19 protein-coding genes are annotated in these 18835 nt (G+C 64.6%); 8 read left to right on the plus strand and 11 right to left on the minus strand.

Features of this window, described 5'->3' with window-relative positions; all coding sequences use genetic code 11:
* Positions 1 to 173 precede the first annotated feature (173 nt).
* The 5 genes from EZI54_RS09305 to EZI54_RS09325 form a co-directional block, all read right to left on the minus strand.
* Positions 174 to 1502 carry a Na+/H+ antiporter family protein gene (locus EZI54_RS09305; RefSeq protein ID WP_131481260.1) on the minus strand — a complete coding sequence of 443 codons (1329 nt, stop codon included), beginning with the start codon at positions 1500 to 1502 and terminating at the stop codon, positions 174 to 176.
* A gap of 105 nt (positions 1503 to 1607) precedes the next feature.
* Complete coding sequence (locus tag EZI54_RS09310; protein WP_423226992.1) at positions 1608 to 1844, minus strand: DUF1653 domain-containing protein; 237 nt, start codon at positions 1842 to 1844, stop codon at positions 1608 to 1610.
* A gap of 53 nt (positions 1845 to 1897) precedes the next feature.
* Entirely contained in the window at positions 1898 to 2284 is a 387-nt protein-coding gene (locus EZI54_RS09315; protein WP_131481264.1) for a DoxX family protein, read from the minus strand.
* 85 nt (positions 2285 to 2369) lie between these two features.
* A complete protein-coding gene (locus EZI54_RS09320; RefSeq protein WP_131481266.1) occupies positions 2370 to 3026 on the minus strand; it encodes a hypothetical protein in 657 nt (218 codons plus the stop codon).
* A 199-nt stretch (positions 3027 to 3225) separates the two neighbouring features.
* A complete protein-coding gene (locus EZI54_RS09325) occupies positions 3226 to 4497 on the minus strand; it encodes an MATE family efflux transporter (protein ID WP_131481336.1) in 1272 nt (423 codons plus the stop codon).
* Between the two features lie 436 nt (positions 4498 to 4933).
* Here EZI54_RS09325 and coxB point away from each other — a divergent pair, with 436 nt between their 5' ends.
* The 3 genes from coxB (at position 4934) to EZI54_RS09340 (ending at position 8675) form a co-directional block, all read left to right on the plus strand.
* Complete coding sequence (coxB, locus tag EZI54_RS09330; protein WP_131481268.1) at positions 4934 to 6061, plus strand: cytochrome c oxidase subunit II; 1128 nt, start codon at positions 4934 to 4936, stop codon at positions 6059 to 6061.
* Between the two features lie 88 nt (positions 6062 to 6149).
* Positions 6150 to 7736, plus strand: a complete 1587-nt coding sequence (ctaD, locus tag EZI54_RS09335) for a cytochrome c oxidase subunit I (RefSeq protein ID WP_131481270.1) — start codon at positions 6150 to 6152, stop codon at positions 7734 to 7736.
* A 51-nt stretch (positions 7737 to 7787) separates the two neighbouring features.
* The gene (locus tag EZI54_RS09340) at positions 7788 to 8675 is read left to right on the plus strand and encodes a cytochrome c oxidase subunit 3 (protein WP_131481272.1); all 888 of its coding nucleotides are present in this window, start codon (positions 7788 to 7790) and stop codon (positions 8673 to 8675) included.
* A gap of 22 nt (positions 8676 to 8697) precedes the next feature.
* On the opposite strand, the gene EZI54_RS09345 is transcribed toward EZI54_RS09340, so the two are convergent.
* Positions 8698 to 8901, minus strand: a complete 204-nt coding sequence (locus EZI54_RS09345) for a twin transmembrane helix small protein (RefSeq protein ID WP_131481274.1) — start codon at positions 8899 to 8901, stop codon at positions 8698 to 8700.
* A 50-nt stretch (positions 8902 to 8951) separates the two neighbouring features.
* Here EZI54_RS09345 and EZI54_RS09350 point away from each other — a divergent pair, with 50 nt between their 5' ends.
* From EZI54_RS09350 to EZI54_RS09370, 5 genes are all read left to right on the plus strand, one after another.
* Entirely contained in the window at positions 8952 to 9689 is a 738-nt protein-coding gene (locus EZI54_RS09350) for an SURF1 family protein (RefSeq protein WP_131481276.1), read from the plus strand.
* Positions 9682 to 10299 carry a hypothetical protein gene (locus EZI54_RS09355; protein WP_165495726.1) on the plus strand — a complete coding sequence of 206 codons (618 nt, stop codon included), beginning with the start codon at positions 9682 to 9684 and terminating at the stop codon, positions 10297 to 10299. Before EZI54_RS09350 ends, EZI54_RS09355 begins: the two co-directional genes overlap by 8 nt.
* A gap of 77 nt (positions 10300 to 10376) precedes the next feature.
* Entirely contained in the window at positions 10377 to 11462 is a 1086-nt protein-coding gene (locus EZI54_RS09360) for a COX15/CtaA family protein (protein ID WP_131481280.1), read from the plus strand.
* On the plus strand, positions 11459 to 12361 hold the full coding sequence (gene cyoE, locus EZI54_RS09365; RefSeq protein WP_131481282.1) for a heme o synthase: 903 nt from the start codon (positions 11459 to 11461) through the stop codon (positions 12359 to 12361). Before EZI54_RS09360 ends, cyoE begins: the two co-directional genes overlap by 4 nt.
* A gap of 11 nt (positions 12362 to 12372) precedes the next feature.
* Positions 12373 to 13047 (plus strand): SCO family protein, encoded by a 675-nt coding sequence (locus tag EZI54_RS09370; RefSeq protein WP_131481284.1) that lies wholly within the window; start codon positions 12373 to 12375, stop codon positions 13045 to 13047.
* 30 nt (positions 13048 to 13077) lie between these two features.
* Here the strand turns inward: EZI54_RS09370 and EZI54_RS09375 are convergent, their stop codons facing one another.
* From EZI54_RS09375 to EZI54_RS09395, 5 genes are read right to left on the minus strand one after another with little or no spacing between them, the layout of a single operon-like run.
* Entirely contained in the window at positions 13078 to 14253 is a 1176-nt protein-coding gene (locus tag EZI54_RS09375) for a fumarylacetoacetate hydrolase family protein (RefSeq protein WP_131481286.1), read from the minus strand.
* 57 nt (positions 14254 to 14310) lie between these two features.
* Positions 14311 to 15888 carry an aldehyde dehydrogenase (NADP(+)) gene (locus tag EZI54_RS09380; protein WP_131481288.1) on the minus strand — a complete coding sequence of 526 codons (1578 nt, stop codon included), beginning with the start codon at positions 15886 to 15888 and terminating at the stop codon, positions 14311 to 14313.
* A 17-nt stretch (positions 15889 to 15905) separates the two neighbouring features.
* On the minus strand, positions 15906 to 16898 hold the full coding sequence (araD1, locus tag EZI54_RS09385) for an AraD1 family protein (protein WP_131481290.1): 993 nt from the start codon (positions 16896 to 16898) through the stop codon (positions 15906 to 15908).
* 24 nt (positions 16899 to 16922) lie between these two features.
* Positions 16923 to 18224: a TRAP transporter large permease gene (locus tag EZI54_RS09390; protein ID WP_131481292.1), complete on the minus strand. Its 1302-nt coding sequence runs from the start codon at positions 18222 to 18224 to the stop codon at positions 16923 to 16925.
* Positions 18224 to 18835 carry a TRAP transporter small permease subunit gene (locus tag EZI54_RS09395; protein ID WP_131481294.1) on the minus strand — a complete coding sequence of 204 codons (612 nt, stop codon included), beginning with the start codon at positions 18833 to 18835 and terminating at the stop codon, positions 18224 to 18226. The genes EZI54_RS09390 and EZI54_RS09395 overlap by 1 nt, the downstream gene beginning before the upstream one ends.

Consider the following 18835-nt stretch of genomic DNA (forward strand, 5'->3'; position numbering starts at 1 on the left):
CGGAGCCGACCATCGGTCGGCCGGATATTTTCCGCTTGGTTTGATAGATCTCAGGGCCCTTGCGGGCCCTCCGAAGCTGAAGCGTCGGCTACATTTTTACGCTACCCCGAGTCTGCCAATAAAAAGGCCCAACCAACCGGTTGGGCCTTGTTCGTTCGCCATTCCGGCTCGCCTTACAGCACCATCGCCGCAATCCAGCCAAACACCAGCAGCGGCAGGTTGTAGTGCAGGAAGGTCGGTACCACCGTGTCCCAGATGTGGTTGTGCTGGCCGTCCGCGTTGAGGCCGGCGGTGGGGCCGAGGGTGGAGTCCGAGGCCGGTGATCCCGCATCCCCCAGCGCCCCGGCGGTACCCACCAGCGCCACGATGGCCAGCGGGCTGAAGCCCAGTTGCACCGCCAGCGGCACGTAGATCGCCGCGATGATGGGAATGGTGGAGAAGGACGAGCCGATGCCCATGGTGATCAGCAGGCCGACCACCAGCATCAGCAGGGCCGCCAGCGCCTGGTTGTCGCCGATGGCGCCCACCGAGCTTTCCACCAGCGTCTTGATGTCGCCGGTCTCGCGCATCACCTCCGCGAAGCCCGAGGCGGCAATCATGATGAAGCCGATCATCGCCAGCATCTTCATGCCTTCGGTGAACAGGTCGTCGGCCTCCTTCCACTTCACCACGCCGGACAGGTTGAACAGCACGAAGCCCGCCAGTGCACCCAGGATCATGGAGTCCAGCGTTAACTGCACCACGAAAGCCACCAGGATGGCGGCGCCGGCCATGATCAGCGTCCATTTGCTGTAGGCGATATCCACCCGCTCGGCCCGCTCAATGGGGGCCAGGTCGTAAGTGCGGCCCCTGCGGTAGGTGAAGAACACGGCAATCAGCAGCCCCACCAGCATGCCCAGGGCCGGCAGCGCCATGGCGTGCATGACGTTCAGGCCATCCACGGCCACGCCGTTGGTTTCTACCTTGGCCAGCAGGATTTCATGCAGGTAGATGCTGCCGAAACCGATCGGCAGGAACATGTAGGGTGTGATCAGGCCGAAGGTCAGCACGCACGCCACCAGCCGGCGATCCAGCTCCAGCCTGGCCATCACATACAGCAGCGGCGGCACCACCAGCGGGATGAAGGCAATGTGGATCGGCAGGATGTTCTGGGAGGAAATGGCAATCGCCAGCAGCAAGCCGATCATCACGAACTTGATGGCCCGGCCGCCGCCGTTACCGGCGGATTCCTGGCGACCGACCATGGCCAGGGCCTTGTCCGCCAGGGCGTGGGCCAGGCCAGACTTGCCGATGGCGACGGCGAACGCCCCCAGTGTGGCGTAGGACAGGGCTACGGTGGCGCCGCCGCCAAGCCCGTTGTTAAAGGCGGCAATGGTGGCATCGAGGGACATCCCGCTGATCAGCCCGCCGGCGACGGCACCGATGATCAGGGCGACAACAACGTGGATCCGGCACAGGCTCAGGACGAGCATGATACCGACGGCGGCGACAACAGCATTCATGGCGCTTTTCCTTGGGGGGTTGTTCCGAAAAGCGCGCTAATGTGCAGGAAATGACCAGCGGAGTCAAAGGCGGAGCGTACAACCGGGGCGGCCCCGGCTCACGTATCAGCCGACGTAGGTGAAGCGGGGTACGCTCTCGCCGGCAACGTCAACGGATTCGAGGAACATGTTCAGCGGGCGTACCCAGAGGCTGTGGTCGCCGTAGAGACAGCGGTAGACCACCAGCTCTTCCTCGGTTTCGCTGTGGCGGGCCACGCCGATGACGTCGTAGTCCTTGCCTTTGTAGTGCCGGTAGCGGCCGGGTTTGAGGGTGTGTGTCATGATGTCTGCCCAGGCGTGCATGTCTCCCCATTCTACCCGGAAACGGTGCCGGGCACCGCTCCCGGGGAATGGCATCAGGAGTGCAGCTTGTAGCGTCCCGGCCCGAGGAAGATCACGCTCAGCGCGATGAACAGGAAGAAGCCCTGTAATTCCAGCGCCCAGCCGCCGGTTTGGCTCAGGCTCAGCAGTTGCCCCGTGTGGACCAGCGCAATGGCGACGATCATGTTGATGGCAATGAGCAGCGCACCGATGCGGGTGTGGTAGCCGAGGAGCACCATCAGCGGTGCCAGGACCTCACCGACGTAGACCCCGTAGGCCAGGATGGTCGGCAGGCCGTGACTGGCCAGTTGCGATTCCACGAAACCCACCCCATGGAACAGTTTGGAGATTCCGTGGAACAGGATGAGACCGCCCAAGGTGAGGCGAACGATCAGTTTGCCCAGATCCGCATTTTCCAGCATCGCAGTGTCCTTTCTTGAGTTAAAACTGAAGCTTAGCGTCCTGGATCGTCACGTCAATGTGCCATTGGTTGGGCTTGACGGCCGCTCAGCTCAGGCCCAGCCCCGGATTGAGGTTGAAGGCAATCTGGTTGCGTGTCAGCAGCTTCTCCCAGTAGTCCCACATCCAGTCCCAGGCGGCGTCCTGGGCCTGTTCCACAAACGGTGTCAGGTTGAGGCGGTAGTAATGGGGGGTGCCGGCAATCTGCACCACCGTGATGGCGATCGACTGGTCCAGCTCGTTGGCGAACGGCTCACCGATCAGGTAGTGGGTGACCAGGTTGGCGCGGATCGCCTCCAGGTCGACCAGCCGGCTGGCGCGGGTGGAGTAGTTGTTCTCGTACATTTCCTCCATCAGCCGGTGGCACAGGTAGGCCTTGATCAGCAGGCCGTCGAGGCCGTCATACTGGGCGAGCAGGATCGAGGGCCGGGTAAAGTAGCGTATGGCAGCGTCGACAAACGGTTCAAACAGCGCTTCGTGGCCGGAGTCCCGGGCACAGGTGGTCACGCACTCGATCAGCCGCGGTGCCATCTCGATGTATTCGATCGCAAACTGGAACAGACAGGTGGCCGGATTCGGTCCCTCGACCGTAATGCTGTCCGGCAGACTGGCGGCACGTTCCGCCATCTGACCCAGGAAGGTCCCTGAGCGGGCCTCCTGTCGACGCGCCTGGTCGATAATGTGGAGTACTGCGTTGGGTGTCATCACAGGGACTGCTCGTGTCGCTCCAGGATCGGGTTGCAAGACGCCTCCCCACTGCATGGCAGGCGGGTCGAAACGGCGTCGCCTGCGGTTGTCGGTCAAGAACCAATATCAGTGTAGTTGAGAATCAGACGTATCGCGGCAATGTTAATTCTTTGGACATGATCCAGGTTGTGTCGCCATGGGACGCATATCCTGCGATTCAGTTCCCGGCGAACCAGCGGTCGTCCCGCGTGTGGCGCACGAAAAGCCACCCCATGCTGGCGGCGCGGGCCAGCATCAGGCTGGTGATGGCCAGCCACAGGCCATGGTTGCCCCAGCCCTGGCTGAGCCACCACACCGGCAGGTAGATCACCAGCACCGAGAACAGCATGGTGTTCTGCATGTCCCGCGTGCGGGTGGCGCCGATGAAGATGCCGTCCAGCAGATAGCTCCAGACCGCGGCGAACGGCAGCAGCCAGATCCAGGGCAGGTACTGCCGGGCCGTCGTGGCCACCTCGGGAATGCTGGTCAGCAGGCTGATGATCCAGCTGCCGGCCATCAGGAACAGCAGCGTAAACAGCCCGGCGCCCCACACCGACCAGCGCAGCGCCGTACGGCAGACGGCGCGGAAGTGTGCCCGGTCGCGCTGGCCCACCGATTCCCCCACCAGTGCTTCGGCGCCGTTGGCAAAGCCGTCCAGGCCATTGGAAATCAGCATCAGGAACGTGAGCAGCACCGCGTTGGCGGCCAGGATGGTATCGCCCTGCTGCGCGCCCTGGGCGGTGAAGAACGCCAGCGACAACAGCAGCAGGATGGTGCGCACCATGATGTACCGGTTCACCTTCAGGATGGCGAGGTAATCCGCCAGCTTGCCGAACAGGCGCCGGTCGAACACCAGGTCGGCTGGACGCCGGGTCCACACCAGCCAGAAGCCCAGTCCGGCCGCGGCGTATTCGGCCATCGCCGTGGCGGCCGCCACGCCGCGGCTGTTCCAGCCGAAGACGGTAACGAACAGCAGGTCGAGCCCGATGTTGAGGGTATTGGCCATGATCAGCATCAGCATCGGCCCACGCGGATACTGGGTGCCGATCAGCCAGCCCACCAGCGTGTACTGGCACAGCACCGCCGGTGCGCTCCAGATGCGGATCTCGGTATAGCCCCTGGCCAGTTCCGTCACGCTCTCGCTGGCGCCCATCAGGTGCAGGCCGAGGCCCACCAGGGGCGCACGCAGTGCGATCAGCAGCAGCCCGATACCGATGGCCAGCAGCAGCGAGCGCACCAGCAGCGCGCTCTGGGCAAAGTCGTCGCGCCGGCCATAGGCCTGGGCAGCCAGACCGGTGGTACCCATGCGCATGAAACCGAACGTCCAGTAGAGGAGGCTGAACAGGTTGCCGCCCACGGCCACCGCGCCCAGGTAGTCCGGCTGGTCCAGGTGACCGAGCACGGCGGTGTCCACCAGCCCCAGCAGGGGCACGGTGATATTGGTCAGCATCAGCGGCCAGGCCAGATGCCAGAGACGGCGGTCGAGCGGGTTCAGTGTCACGTCAGGCTCAATCTGTTGAAGGCTATTTATTCCAAAAAGCAATAAATACTGGGTTTTAAGATGTCTAAATTTTAAACAGCTTTTTGAGGGATTCCGAAACCTCTGTCTATACTCAAGTCGGGTCCGCCGGATTTGGCAGGCCCGGAAATCCGTGAAAAGACTTCCTTCCCGGGACAGATGCGCTGGTGCGGAGTCGCACCGGGAAAAGGGACGGGAGGCACGCGCTTCCCGATGGAAGTGTCACGCAGAAAAAACTGATCGACCCGAGTTGGCAGGGATCAGCCCCGTTGGTATCAGGGCCGGGTTTCGGTAGCGCCACAGGGTCGTATCCACGACAAGAATAAGGGGCTTCGTGCGAAGCGCCAGAACTCTGTGGAGACACGGTATGCGCATGACGGCATTACGAGCCGGCACACTGCTGGCCGGACTCCCGGTTTCCGGATCGGCTCTCGCCGACTGGACCGTCAATATGACTCCCGGTGTCACCAGTGTCAGTCGTGACATCTACGGTCTCCACATGACCATATTCTGGGTCTGCGTGGTGATCGGCATCGTGGTGTTCGGCGTCATGTTCTGGTCGATTTTCGCCCATCGCCGATCCAAGGGCCACAAGCCGGCCAACTTCCACGAGCATACCTGGGTCGAGATCCTCTGGACCATTGTTCCCTTCTTGATCCTCGTGGCCATGGCGATTCCCGCCACCGCCACGCTGCTGCGCATGTACGACACCAAAGAGGCTGACATCGACGTCAAGATCACCGGTTACCAGTGGAAATGGCATTACGATTTCCTCAATGAGAAATTCGGCTACTTCTCCAATCTCGCCACACCCCAGGAAGAAATCCACAACCTCGCCAACAAGAACGAGCATTACCTGTTGCAGGTGGATGAGCCCCTGGTGCTGCCGGTGGGCAAGAAGATCCGTTTCCTGGTGACCGCCAACGACGTGATCCACTCCTGGTGGGTCCCGGCGCTGGGCGTGAAGAAAGACGCCATCCCCGGCTATATCAATGAAACCTGGGCGGAAATCGACGAGCCAGGCATCTACCGGGGCCAGTGTACCGAGCTGTGCGGCAAGAATCATGGCTTCATGCCGATCGTGGTCAAGGCGGTGCCGGAAGACGAGTACCAGAAGTGGGTCCAGGACAAGGTGGCCCAGGCCGAGAAGGTCCGCGAACTGACCAGCAAGGACTGGACGAAAGACGAGCTGCTGGCGCGCGGCGAGAAAGCCTACAACACCACCTGCGCCGCCTGTCACCAGCCGGATGGCTCGGGCGCGCCGCCCACCTTCCCGGCGCTCAAGGGCAGTCCGGTCGCGACCGGGCCGCTGGAAAACCACCTGCACACCGTGCTCTTCGGCGTAAAGGGTACGCCCATGCAGGCCTTCGGCGAACAGCTCAGCGAAGTCGACCTGGCGGCGATCATTACCTACGAGCGTAACGCCTGGGGCAACAACACCGGGGATATGGTCACACCCAAGCAGCTTCTCGATTACAAGCAGTCGCAGCAATAAATAGACAGCACGGCGTTCCGGCGACGGCTGGAGGCCAGACGATCACAGCAAGGCCAGCGCGGTTTGCCGGCAGCAACGGGGGTTCACCATGAGTGCGGTCATCGACACCCACGACACCGAACACGCCCATCACGGGCCCGCCAAGGGGATCCGCCGGTGGCTGTTCGCCACCAACCACAAGGACATCGGGACCATGTACCTGGTGTTCAGCTTCACCATGTTCCTGCTGGGTGGGTCGATGGCGATGGTCATCCGCTCGGAACTGTTCCAGCCCGGACTGCAGATCGTCGAACCTGAGTTCTTCAACCAGATGACCACCATGCACGGGCTGATCATGGTGTTCGGCGCGGTGATGCCGGCCTTCGTGGGGCTGGCCAACTGGATGATCCCGCTGATGATCGGCGCGCCGGACATGGCCCTGCCGCGGATGAACAACTGGAGCTTCTGGATCCTGCCGGCGGCCTTCGCCCTGCTGGTGTCCACCCTGTTCATGGACGGCGGCGCCCCCAACTTCGGCTGGACCTTCTACGCACCGCTATCGACCACCTACGGGCCACCGAGCACCACTTTCTTCATCTTCGCCATCCATATGATGGGGATCTCGTCGATCATGGGCGGGATCAACGTGATCGCCACCATTCTCAACCTGCGGGCGCCGGGCATGACGCTGATGAAAATGCCCCTGTTCGTGTGGACCTGGCTGATCACCGCCTTCCTGCTGATCGCCGTCATGCCGGTGCTGGCGGGCGTGGTCACCATGATGCTGATGGACATCCACTTCGGCACCAGCTTCTTCAACGCCGGCGGCGGCGGGGATCCGGTGCTGTTCCAGCACGTGTTCTGGTTCTTCGGTCACCCCGAGGTGTACATCATGATCCTGCCGGCCTTTGGCGCCGTGTCCGAGATCATTCCCGCGTTCTCCCGCAAGCCGCTGTTCGGCTACGCCTCCATGGTGTACGCGGTGGGCGCGATTGCCCTGCTCTCGTTCGTGGTCTGGGCCCACCACATGTTCACCGTCGGCATGCCGGTGGCCGGGCAGCTGTTCTTCATGTACTGCACCATGCTGATCGCCGTGCCCACCGGCGTGAAGGTGTTCAACTGGGTGGCCACCATGTTCCGCGGTTCGCTCACTTTCGAGGCGCCGATGCTGTTCGCGGTGGCCTTCATCATCTTGTTCACCATCGGCGGTTTCTCCGGCCTGATGCTGGCCATCGCTCCGGCGGACTTCCAGTACCATGACACCTACTTCGTGGTGGCCCACTTCCACTACGTGCTGGTGCCGGGCGCCATCTTCGGCATTTTCGCCTCGGCCTACTTCTGGCTGCCCAAATGGACCGGCCACATGTACGACGAGACCCTGGCCAAGACCCATTTCTGGATGTCCTTCATCGGCATGAACATGGCGTTCTTCCCCATGCACTTCCTGGGGCTGGCGGGCATGCCGCGGCGGATTCCCGACTACGCGTTGCAGTTCGCCGACTTCAACATGATTTCCAGCATTGGCGCCTTCCTGTTCGGGACGACCCAGTTGCTGTTCCTGTACATCGTGGTCAAGTGCGTGCGCGGCGGCGAGAAGGCACCGGCCAAGCCCTGGGATGGCGCCCGGGGCCTGGAATGGACCGTACCGTCACCGGCGCCGTTCCATACGTTTGCGACCCCGCCGGAAGTGAAATGAGCCGGCGCGGGTATGGATATCTGAAGCACGGCATTGCCGTCGGAGGCTGCCATGGCAACTGAAAACAGCTATTACGTTCCCGAGCAGAGCAAGTGGCCGATCATTGCCACCATCGGCCTGCTGACCACCCTGGCGAGCACCGGCTCGATCATGGTCAACGCCGACAAGGGCGAGTCCACCACCGCATCCTGGGTGATGTTCTTCATCGGCGCGATGATCATGGCCTACATGCTGTTTGGCTGGTTCGGCAACGTCATCCGGGAGAGTCGGGCGGGTCTCTACAGCAGCAGGATGGACCGCTCCTACCGCTGGGGCATGAGCTGGTTCATCTTTTCCGAGGTGATGTTCTTTGCCGCCTTCTTCGGTGCCCTGTTCTACGCCCGCCACTTTGCCGTGCCCTGGCTCGGGGGCGAAGGCGATCGCGGTTCCAGCCACATGCTCTGGGAAGGTTTCGAGGCCACCTGGCCGCTGCTGGCCACGCCGGATACCGAGGCCTACACCCAGACCAAGGACATCATCAATCCCTGGCACCTGCCGCTGATCAACACCGTGCTGCTGCTGAGTTCCTCGTTTACGGTGACCGTCGCGCACCACGCGCTGAAGAGCGACAACCGCACCCGGGCCAAGATCTGGCTGGCGCTGACCATTATCCTCGGCCTGTGCTTCCTGACCTTCCAGGCGGAAGAGTACGTCCACGCCTACACCGAACTGGACCTGACGCTGAACTCCGGCATCTACGGTAGCACCTTCTTCATCCTGACCGGCTTCCACGGCGCACACGTCACCCTGGGGGCGCTGATGCTGACGGTCATGCTGATCCGTATCACCAAGGGGCATTTCTCGCCGGAGAAACACTTCGGCTTCGAGGCCGCCAGCTGGTACTGGCACTTCGTGGACGTGGTTTGGCTGGGCCTGTTTACCTTCGTCTACATACTGTGATCCTCCTGAGCCGTGACGGAACTCAGGGGGTGGGGTTCATCGACAGGTCGCCGTGCCACAGGGCAAAGCCGATGATCAGCAGGAGCAGGCCGCTGAGCGTCACGCGCAGGATGAGCGAATGGAGCACCCGTCGGCTCCGGCTCTCGTCGCGCAGCAGGAAGAACAGGCCGCTGAACAGCGACGCGATAACCGCGAGCAGGAGACCGACGATCAGGATCTTGAGCATGCCAACAGCTCCCATGGGCCGATTGGATGATGGAGTCACTATAGCAAAGCATGGCTGAGCGGGTGCAAAGACGCTGGCAGCCGGACTGGCGCCTGTGGTTGCTGGCCTTCCTGCTGCTGCCGGTGCTGGTGGGGCTGGGTATCTGGCAACTGGACCGGGCCGGTGAAAAAGAGGCGATGCTGGCCCGCTGGAACCAGCAACTGCAAAGCGGGAGCTGGCCGCAGGCCCTGGATGCCGGTTTGACGGATGGCCAGCCGGTGGAACTGCGGGGCCATTACCGGGCCGATCACCAGTGGCTGCTGGACAACCGCACCCGTGACGGTCGGCCGGGCTACGAGGTGCTGACCCTGTTCGAGCCGGAGGCCGGACCGCCGGTACTGGTCAATCGGGGCTGGCTGCAGGCCCCCAGGCGCCGGGACGAATTGCCGGGGCTGGTGACGCCGCGGGATACGGTGACCATCCGGGCGCGCGTGGCGGACTATCCCACGCCGCCGGTCCTGGAGCAGACCCGACCCGAAAGCGACTGGCCCCGGCGGGTACAGGCACTGCATCCAGACGAGGTCAGGCAGCAGGCGCCGCAGGCCATCGACCGGCTCCTGCGGCTGGAAGACCCGGCCCAGCCGGGCGCCTACCGGGCGGATTTCGCGCCGAACCTGATGGGGCCGCAGACCCACTACGGCTATGCGGCGCAGTGGTTCACCATGGCCGCGGTGCTGGTGGTGCTGACCATCGTGGCAAGTTACCGAAAACAACAGGGACAGGATCAGGATGACGCTGGCAATGACTGACTCCAGGCAACCCCAAACCGGCCCCACGCCCGAGCAGGTCCGGCGCGGCCGGCGTACCGCGTTGCTGCTGTTTGCCATCGGCTTCGGGCCGCTGGTGCTGGCGTCCATCATGTTCTATACCGGCTGGATGAACCCCACCGGCCAGTCCAACAACGGCATCCTGGTCGACCCGCCGGTGCCTGTCTCCCGGCTGGGCCTGCTGGATAGCGACGGCCAGCCTTTCGCCGACCGCTTCGGTCCCATGCATCCGGATGCCAACTGGATGATGCTGGTGGCCAACGAAGGCCCCTGCGCCGAGGCCTGCCAGCACCTGATTTACCTGGCCCGCCAGGTCAATGTCGCCCTGGGCAAGCACCAGGACCGCATGACCCGCGCCGCCTATCTGCCCGCGCCACCGGCGGACCTGAGCGGCTACCCGGACATGCCCCTGCTGCAAGCGGGCGGGACCGAAGCCATCCAGTGGCCCGGCGACGTGGACCTGAAACAGGCCCCCCAGATATACGTCATCGACCCGTTCGGCAACGTGATGATGCGTTACGGACCGGCGATGGACGGCAAGGCGATCCTTGAGGATCTCAAGCACCTGATGCGGATTTCCCAAATCGGCTGACGTGGCCCGCAGCGGGCACCGGCGCGGAGGCATCCCGCCACGGGGAGGACGCCAGCCACAGGTCGGAGGACTGTGCCATGAACGCAACGCCTGACCGCATTGCCCTGCACCGTCGACTGATGGGTCGACTGGCGCTGGTTGCGACCGTCCTGACGCTGCTGGTGGTCCTTTTGGGGGCCTGGACCCGGCTGACCCACTCCGGTCTCGGCTGCCCCGACTGGCCCGGCTGTTACGGTTTCCTGAGCGTGCCACAGTCCGCCGAACACATCGCCATTGCCGAGGCCCGCTTCCCCGGGGTGCCGTTCGACGCCAGCAAGGGCTGGCCGGAAATGATCCACCGCTACGCCGCCGCCGCCCTCAGTCTGCTGGTGTTCAGCATCGCGTTCCTGGCGATCCGCTTCCGTCGCGAAGGGCTGCCGCTGCGTCACCCGCTGCTGATCGCGGGCTTTATCCTTGTCCAGGCCGCCTTCGGCATGTGGACTGTCACCCTCAAGCTCTGGCCCCAGGTGGTGGCGCTACACCTGCTGGGCGGTTTCACCATGCTGAGCCTGCTGACGCTGCTCACCCTGCGCCTGCGCGGACGCCACGTGAACCCCTTGCCGGCGCTGGCGGACCGGCTGGGGCATTTCCGGCCGGCCCTGCGGGTGGCCCTGTTCCTGGTGATTGCGCAAATCGCCCTGGGCGCCTGGACCGCCTCCAACTACGCGGCGGTGGCCTGCACCGACCTGCCCACCTGCCAGGGCCAGTGGTGGCCACGGATGGATTTCCGCCACGGCTTTGACGTGACCCAGGCGGTGGGCCCGAACTATCTGGGCGGTCAGCTGGCTGCGGAGGGCCGGGTGGCCATCCATGTCACCCACCGGATCGGCGCCATGCTTGTGCTGGTGGTACTCGGCAGCCTGTTGCTGCGTCTGTGGCGACCGGCCCACGAGGCCGGGTTGGGGCGCTGGGTGTTGCTCAGCGGTGGTGTCCTGCTGGCGCAGGTTGCGCTGGGCATCGCCAACGTCTGGCTGCACATCCCGATTGCAGTGGCCATGGCCCACAACGCGCTGGGCGCCGGCCTGCTGCTGACCGTCATCAACCTGCTCTGGCGGCTGCAACCGTTCCCCGTTGCGCGGCCCCTGCCGAAACCGCGACTGATCAACCATGAGGTGCCTGCATGAGCGAGCCGTCCGACGCCGTTGCCCTCGACCACCGCAGCGCCAACTGGCGCGACTATCTGGAGCTGACCAAGCCCCGGGTGGTGGCGCTGATGATGCTGACCACGGTGATCGGCATGTTGCTGGCCCGCCCCGAGCTGCCCGGCCTCACGGTGCTGGTGTTGGGCAACCTCGGCATTGCCGCGCTGGCGGGAGCTGCGGCGGTGGTCAACCATGTGGTGGATCACAAGGTGGATACGCTGATGGCGCGCACCCGCAAACGACCAGTAGCGACCGGCCGGGTGAGCACGCCCGAGGCGCTGGTTTTCGCGCTGGTGCTGGCGCTGGCCGGCATGCTGGTACTGGTATGGTGGGTCAATCCGCTGACCGCCTGGCTAACGTTGGCCTCCCTGGTGGGTTACGCGGGCGTTTATACACTGTTCCTCAAACGGGCGACGCCGCAGAACATCGTCATTGGCGGGCTCGCCGGGGCCATGCCGCCGCTGCTGGGTTGGACGGCGGTGACCGGCCGGGTCGACGGCCACGCGCTGTTACTGGTGCTGATCATCTTCGCCTGGACCCCGCCCCATTTCTGGGCCCTGGCCATCCATCGCAAGGCGGAATACGCCAGGGCAGGCATTCCCATGCTGCCGGTGACCCACGGCAACCGCTACACCGAACTGCACATCCTGCTTTACACGCTGGTCCTTTTCGCGGTCAGCCTGCTGCCGTTCGTCACCGGCATGGCCGGGCTCATCTACCTGGTGGGTGCCGCGATCCTGGGCCTGCGATTCCTGCACTATGCTGTTCGGCTCTGGCAGGGCGATGACCGTCAGGTGGCACTGGCCACCTTCAAGTATTCCATCACCTATCTCATGGCCCTGTTCGTGGTGCTGCTGGTCGATCATTTCGTGCGTTTCTGAACGGGAGCCGTATGGCGCAACGCAAAAACACCTTTGGTATCCGCCTGACGGTGGCGATTCTTATCGTCGTGGTCGTGGCCATCCTGGGGATGGTCATCATCCGCCAGGCCGTCTTTGTGCCCGAGGCGGCCCAGTCCGGTCCGCCGCCGGATCTCAGTGCCATGCACGCCTTCGTCTACGACGAGGCGCGGCCGCTGGCGGATTTCCAGCTGGTGAACGAGCAGGGTGAGAGCGTCACCAGCGCCGCGCTCACGGGGCATTGGACCTTTGCCTACGTGGGCTATACGTCCTGCCCGGATGTGTGCCCCACCACGCTTGCCATGCTCAGGCAGGCCCGTCAGGAACTGGCCGGCAGCGGGCCGATGCCGCAGTACCTGCTGATCTCCGCCGACCCTGAACGGGACACGCCGTCCCGGCTCAACACCTACCTGAATGCCTTCGGCGAGGGCTTCCACGGGCTGACCGGCGATATCGACACCCTGCGCGCCCTGGCCCGCAGCCTCAACGCGGACTTCTCCCGTCGCACCGATGAGAACGGCCGGATCGTCGTGGATCACAGCGCCCACCTGGCACTGATCAATCCCCAGGGAGAGATGGCCGCGGTGCTGCAGCCGCCGTTCCAGCCGGAGCAGGTGGTGTCGGCCTATCGCCAGGTCGTGCAGTGGTACGGGCCGGACGGCGCCTGACCGGAGCCAGCGGTCCGCCTCCGGGCGGCGTCAGGCGCTGTCCGCGCACGTCAGCAGATGCCGGTACAGTGCGCGGATGCCGAACGTCCAGGGCGGCAGTCGATCGCATTGGTCGACGGTGTTGATCAACCGACCGAGGGCGGGCGTGGCAATGGTGACGCGGTCGCCGATGTGGTGGGTAAACCCCTGACTGGGTCCGTCCCGGTCCTGGATCGGTGAAAACATGGTACCCAGGAACAGCATGAATCCGTCCGGGTACTGATGGTGACTGCCGCAGGTCTGGCCTACCAGGTCCAGTGGGTCGCGGCTGATTTCCCGCATGTCACTGACGGCCTCCAGGCGGAAGTCGTCGTCAGCGCCTTCGATGCGCAGGGCCACCTGTGCCGAGCGGATGCTGTCCATCGTGAAACGGTCGTCGAACAGGCGAATGAATGGCCCCAGTGCGCAGGACGCATTGTTGTCCTTGGCCTTGCCCAGCAGGAGGGCGCTGCGCCCCTCGATATCCCGCAGGTTCACGTCGTTGCCCAGGGTCGCGCCGCGGGGCTGGCCGCCGGCGTCCACCGCCAGCACGATTTCCGGCTCCGGGTTATTCCACTGCGAGGCCGGGTGGAGGCCCACGCGGGCGCCGAATCCCACCGCCGAGAGCGGGGCCGCCTTGGAAAACACTTCGGCATCCGGGCCGATGCCCACTTCCATGTACTGCGACCAGAGCCCCCGGCTTTGCAGTTCGGCCTTCAGGGCTCCGGCGGCGTCCGAGCCCGGCTCGATGCGGGCGAGATCGGTTCCCAGCAGGCCCTGTATTTCCTGCCGCAGGGCGTCACTGCGGCCTGGGTCACCGCCGGCCTGTTCTTCGATCACCCGCTCGAGCAGGCTCACGGCAAACGTCACGCCGCAAGCCTTGACGGCCTGGACGTCGCAGGGGGCCAGCAGGAACGGGGCCTGTTGCGGCTCGGCCAGTGATCGATCCAGCAGGTCGCCGACCGGGCCCAGTGACACGCCATCCGCGTGCGCGGCGATGTCGAGCCGGTCCGGGGCGTCGAGCAGGTCGGCCATCGTCCGGACATGGGCCGAGATATCGATCACCTCGCCCTGGCGGACCACCACGATGGCCGGACCGGGCCTAGGCGTGTCCCGCCAGACACGGCCGACCAGCAGGGCGTCCCGGACATCCGATGGGAGGCAGTCCCGGGAGGAAATCGGGAACATAGCAGGTCTCCTGAAAAGGGGCAGCCCGGCGGGCTGCCCTGGGGTCATGCGGTTGGACTAACGCTCGCGCTGGCCGTCGACCAGCCGTGATACGCCGAGAGGGTTGTCATCCCGCAGGGCCTCCGGCAGCAGGGCTTCCGGCAGGTTCTGGTAGCAAACAGGCCGCAGGAAGCGGTAGATGGCGGCGGTGCCGACGGACGTCGTCCGGCTGTCCGATGTCGCCGGGAAAGGCCCGCCGTGCACCATGGCGTGGCACACTTCCACGCCGGTGGGCCAGCCGTTGACCAGCACCCGACCGGCCTTGCGTTCCAGGATTCGCACCAGGGCGCGGGCGGCGTCGGTGTCGCCGTCGTCCATCTGCAGGGTGGCGGTCAGTTGACCCTCAAGATGACGGGCGACTGTCTCCAGGGTGTCCCGGTCGTCACAGGCGACGACCAGGGAGCTGGCGCCGAAGACTTCGGCCTGCAGTGCTTCGTTCTCCAGGAAATCAGCCGCATCGGTCCGGAACAGGCCGGGCTGGCAGCCATTGGCCTGATCGCCCGTCCTGCCACGCGCGACCTCGTCGACGGCTGCCTGCTCGGCCAGCTTGCCGACGCCGTCGGTATAGGCATCGTGGATACCCGGCGTCAGCATGGTCTGGGCGCCGCTGTCGGCCACGGCCGCGCCCGCTGCCTCCACGAACCGATCCAGTTCGGGCCCCTTGATGGCAAGCACGAGCCCGGGGTTGGTGCAGAATTGGCCGGCGCCCATATTCAGGGACGCAACGAACGCCTCGGCCAGCGAGTCCCCACGTGCCTTGAGGGCTGCAGGCAGCAGGAAAACCGGGTTGATGCTGCTCATCTCCGCATACACCGGAATGGGCTGCGGGCGGGATTGGGCCAGCTCCGTCAGGGCCAGTCCGCCGCGGCGTGAGCCGGTAAAGCCGACCGCCTGAATGCGCGGATCCTTCACCAGCGCCTGCCCCAGGTCGTTGCCGGCGCCGAACAGCACCGAGAACACGCCTTCGGGGAGCCCGCATGTTGCCACGGCGGATTGCACGGCCTGACCCACCAGCTCCGAGGTGCCGGGATGCGCCGGGTGTGCCTTGACGATAACCGGGCAGCCGGCGGCCAGGGCCGACGCGGTGTCACCCCCGGCCACGGAGAACGCCAGAGGGAAGTTGCTGGCGCCGAAGACGGCGACCGGGCCCAGTGCAATGTGACGCTGGCGCAGGTCCACCCGCGGCATGGGCGTACGATCGGGCAGCGCGGGGTCGACACGCACGTCGAGCCATTCCCCGGCCCGAACGACCTGGGCGAACAGCCGCAACTGCCCGCAGGTCCGGCCCCGTTCGCCTTCAATGCGCGCCTGGGGCAGTCCGGTTTCCGCCATGGCCCGTTCGACCAGCGGCTCGCCCACGGCTTCGATCGCCTCGGCGATGGCTTCCAGGAATCGGGCCCGGTCTTCCAGAGACGTTTCTCGATAGCTGTCGAAGGCGTCTTCAGCCAGCTGGCAGGCCTGTTCGATCTGCTGGCTGTTGGCGCCTGCGTATTGTGGGGCCAGGGACTCGCCGGTGGCCGGGTTTACGGCGGTGAAGCGGTCGCCGGTACCGGCAACGGCAGCGTGACCGATCAGTTGTTTTCCATGCAGGGTCATAGAGCGCTCCTGGTGTCTCAGAGATTTGAAATAGTGACGTCGGTTGTCTCTGGCTCGAAGGCCAGTGGGTTGCGGAGCGGGCGACCGAGAGCGGCCACCTCGATTTCGAAGCAGTCGCCATCCCGGGTCTGGATGCCGTCGGCAAAACTCAGGGTGGCGGTGCCGAAGTAGTGCACGTGAACGTCGCCGGGACGGCGGAACCCGGCGTACTTGAAGTGGTGGTATTCCAGGTTGGCGAGGCTGTGGGCCATGTTGTCCTCGCCGGTCAGGAACGGCTTTTCCCAGATCACCTCACCCTGGCGCCGGATCCGGCTGACCCCTTCCAGGTGCGATGGCAGGTCGCCCACCAGCAGTTCGGGGCCGAAGCTGCAGGCCCGCAGCTTGGAGTGGGCCAGCCACAGATAGTTGTGGCGTTCGGTGACATGATCGGAGAACTCGTTGCCCAGGGCGTAGCCGATGCGCCAGGGTTGTCCCTGGTCGTCGATCAGGTAGAGCCCGGCGATTTCCGGCTCCTCGCCGGCATCCTCGGCAAAGGCTGGAACCGGCAGTGAGCCTTCCGGGTCGACGACAATGCCGCCGTCGCCCTTGTAGAACCACTCGGGCTGGACGCCCCGTTGGCCGGAAGCCGGTTTGCCGCCCTCTGCCCCCATCTTGAACATGCGCATGGAGTCGGTCAGCGTTTCCTCGCCGTTCTCCATCCTGGCGTGCATGGCCGCCCGCGTATCAGCGCTGCCCAGGTGGGTCAGACCCGTTCCGCTGACCAGGCAGTGGGCCGGCGACGGATGGGTCAGCGGCGGCTGCAGCCGCCGGTTGGCCACCAGTTCGGCGTAGTCGAGGCAGGTGTCGGTGACCGCCGCATTCACGATCTCCGTCAGCGGGCGCTGCTCGGCGAGGGCCCGGCGGGCCAGACCATAGGTGCCCTCGTCACCATCAATCAGGCGCACCTGATCGGCGCTCTCGACGCGTGCCGCCACGACCCGGCCCTGGTATTCACATTGGATTAAACGCATAACTCCTCCTTTGCATTCATGGGTTCAGACCGGCCACATCGCCAGGGATGGCCAGAGCAGCAGCGCCGTCAGCACGCACAACTGGATGGCAACGAACGGCAGCAATGACACAAAAATGTCCTTGAGACTGATACCGGCGGGCGCCACCCCTTTGAGGTAGAACGCGGCGGGCCCGAAGGGTGGTGACAGGAAAGACACCTGCATGTTCACGGCGAACAGGATGCCGAACCAGATCGGGCTGTAGCCCAGTTGCTCGACGATGGGAACAAAGATCGGCAGGGTCAGCATTGCCACGCCGATCCAGTCGAGGAACATGCCCAGCACCAGCAGGATGGCCATCATGATCAGCATGATGACGATGGGCGCCACATCGAACCCGAGAATCAGGTCCGCAATGAAATCGTTGCCGCCCATCAGGTTGTAGACGCCGACCAGCGCGGCGGCACCGATGCCGATCCAGATGATCATGCCGCAGGTGGTCATGGTCTGGTTGAGGCTTGTGTGGAGGTTCGGCAGGTTGAATTCGCCCCTCAGCAGCATGGCGACCAGCACGCCGAAGACCCCCATAGCCGCGGCTTCGGTCACCGAGGCAACCCCGCCATAGATCGAACCCAGCACCATGCCCGCAATCAGGCCCGGCACTACGATCGCCTTGAGGGCCTGGCCGCGGCTGGAAAAGCTCTCCTGACGGTCCTCATCGGTCAGCGGCGGTCCCAGTTCGGGATTACGCAGGCAGCGCACCAGGACGTAGGCCACGTAGCTGCCCATCAACAGGAGTGCCGGTGTCACGGCGGCCGTAAACAGGTCCGCGATCGAGACCGAGGCGATCAACCCGTAAATGATCAGGACGATCGACGGCGGCATCATCGTGCCCAGCGAGCCCCCGGCACAGACCACACCGATCGACAGATGCCTGTCGTAGCCGAGGCGCAGCATCTGGGGCAGCGCGAGGATACCCAGCAGCACGATCTCGCCGCCGATGATGCCGGACAGCGCCGCCAGGAAGAAGGCGACCACCACCGTCTGGATCGCCACGCCGCCGGGGAGCCGCCCGGCAAAGACACGCATGGCATTGAAGAGGTCCCTGGCGATCCCCGATCGGTCCAGTAACGACGCCATAAAGACGAACATCGGGACCGCGACCAGGGAGTATTCGGTGACGAACCCGTAAACGCGGCTGGTAACCAGCGGCAGGGACATGGCCCCGAACCAGCCGAAAGCAAAGACGAGGGCAACCAGGCCCGTGATGAAGGCCAGTGGCAGGCCGGTTATCAGCAGGGTGAAAATGGCGCCGATCAGCAGCAGGGTGCCGTCTGCAATATCCATCAGGCGTGATCCTCGGGGCTATGTGACGCGGCGAAACAGGTGCGCAGGGACTGCACCAGGTGGATGACGGTCTGGATCGTCATGATGGCCAGGGCCAGCAGGATGATGCCCTTGACCAGGGCCGGAAACGGCGGGTTCCAGGACGTGCCGGAGCGTTCCAGGGACCATTCGCCCATGGGGTTGTGGGACGAGTTCCAGAACATCACGTAGGCGGCGTAGCTCATCATCAGGCAGAAGCCGAGCGTGATGGTGTCGTTGAGCAGGTCCAGCCAGCGCCGAAGGCGGGGCCCGACGTGGTCATACAGCACGCGGACGCGAATATGCCGGTTGCCCGCCATGGCGACGGGGCCGCCCAGGGCGAACAGGGTGGCCACGAGCATCACCACCGACTCGTGGACCCAGGATGTGGGCGAATCCAGCCCATAGCGCATGAAAACCTCGTAGACGCTGATGGCCATTGCAATGAAAGCCAGCCAGGCGGCGCCCCGGCCGAATCGCAGGATGAGGCGGTCAAAACCGCTGCGCGGCGATTCCCCCGACTCCTCCGGACTGCCCGACTCGGCCAGCTCGGCGTTGTCGATCGGGTTGGTGTGTGGATTGGATTGGGACAT

The sequence above is a fragment of the Marinobacter halodurans genome (genome assembly GCF_004327985.1).
Lineage (GTDB): Bacteria > Pseudomonadota > Gammaproteobacteria > Pseudomonadales > Oleiphilaceae > Marinobacter_A > Marinobacter_A halodurans.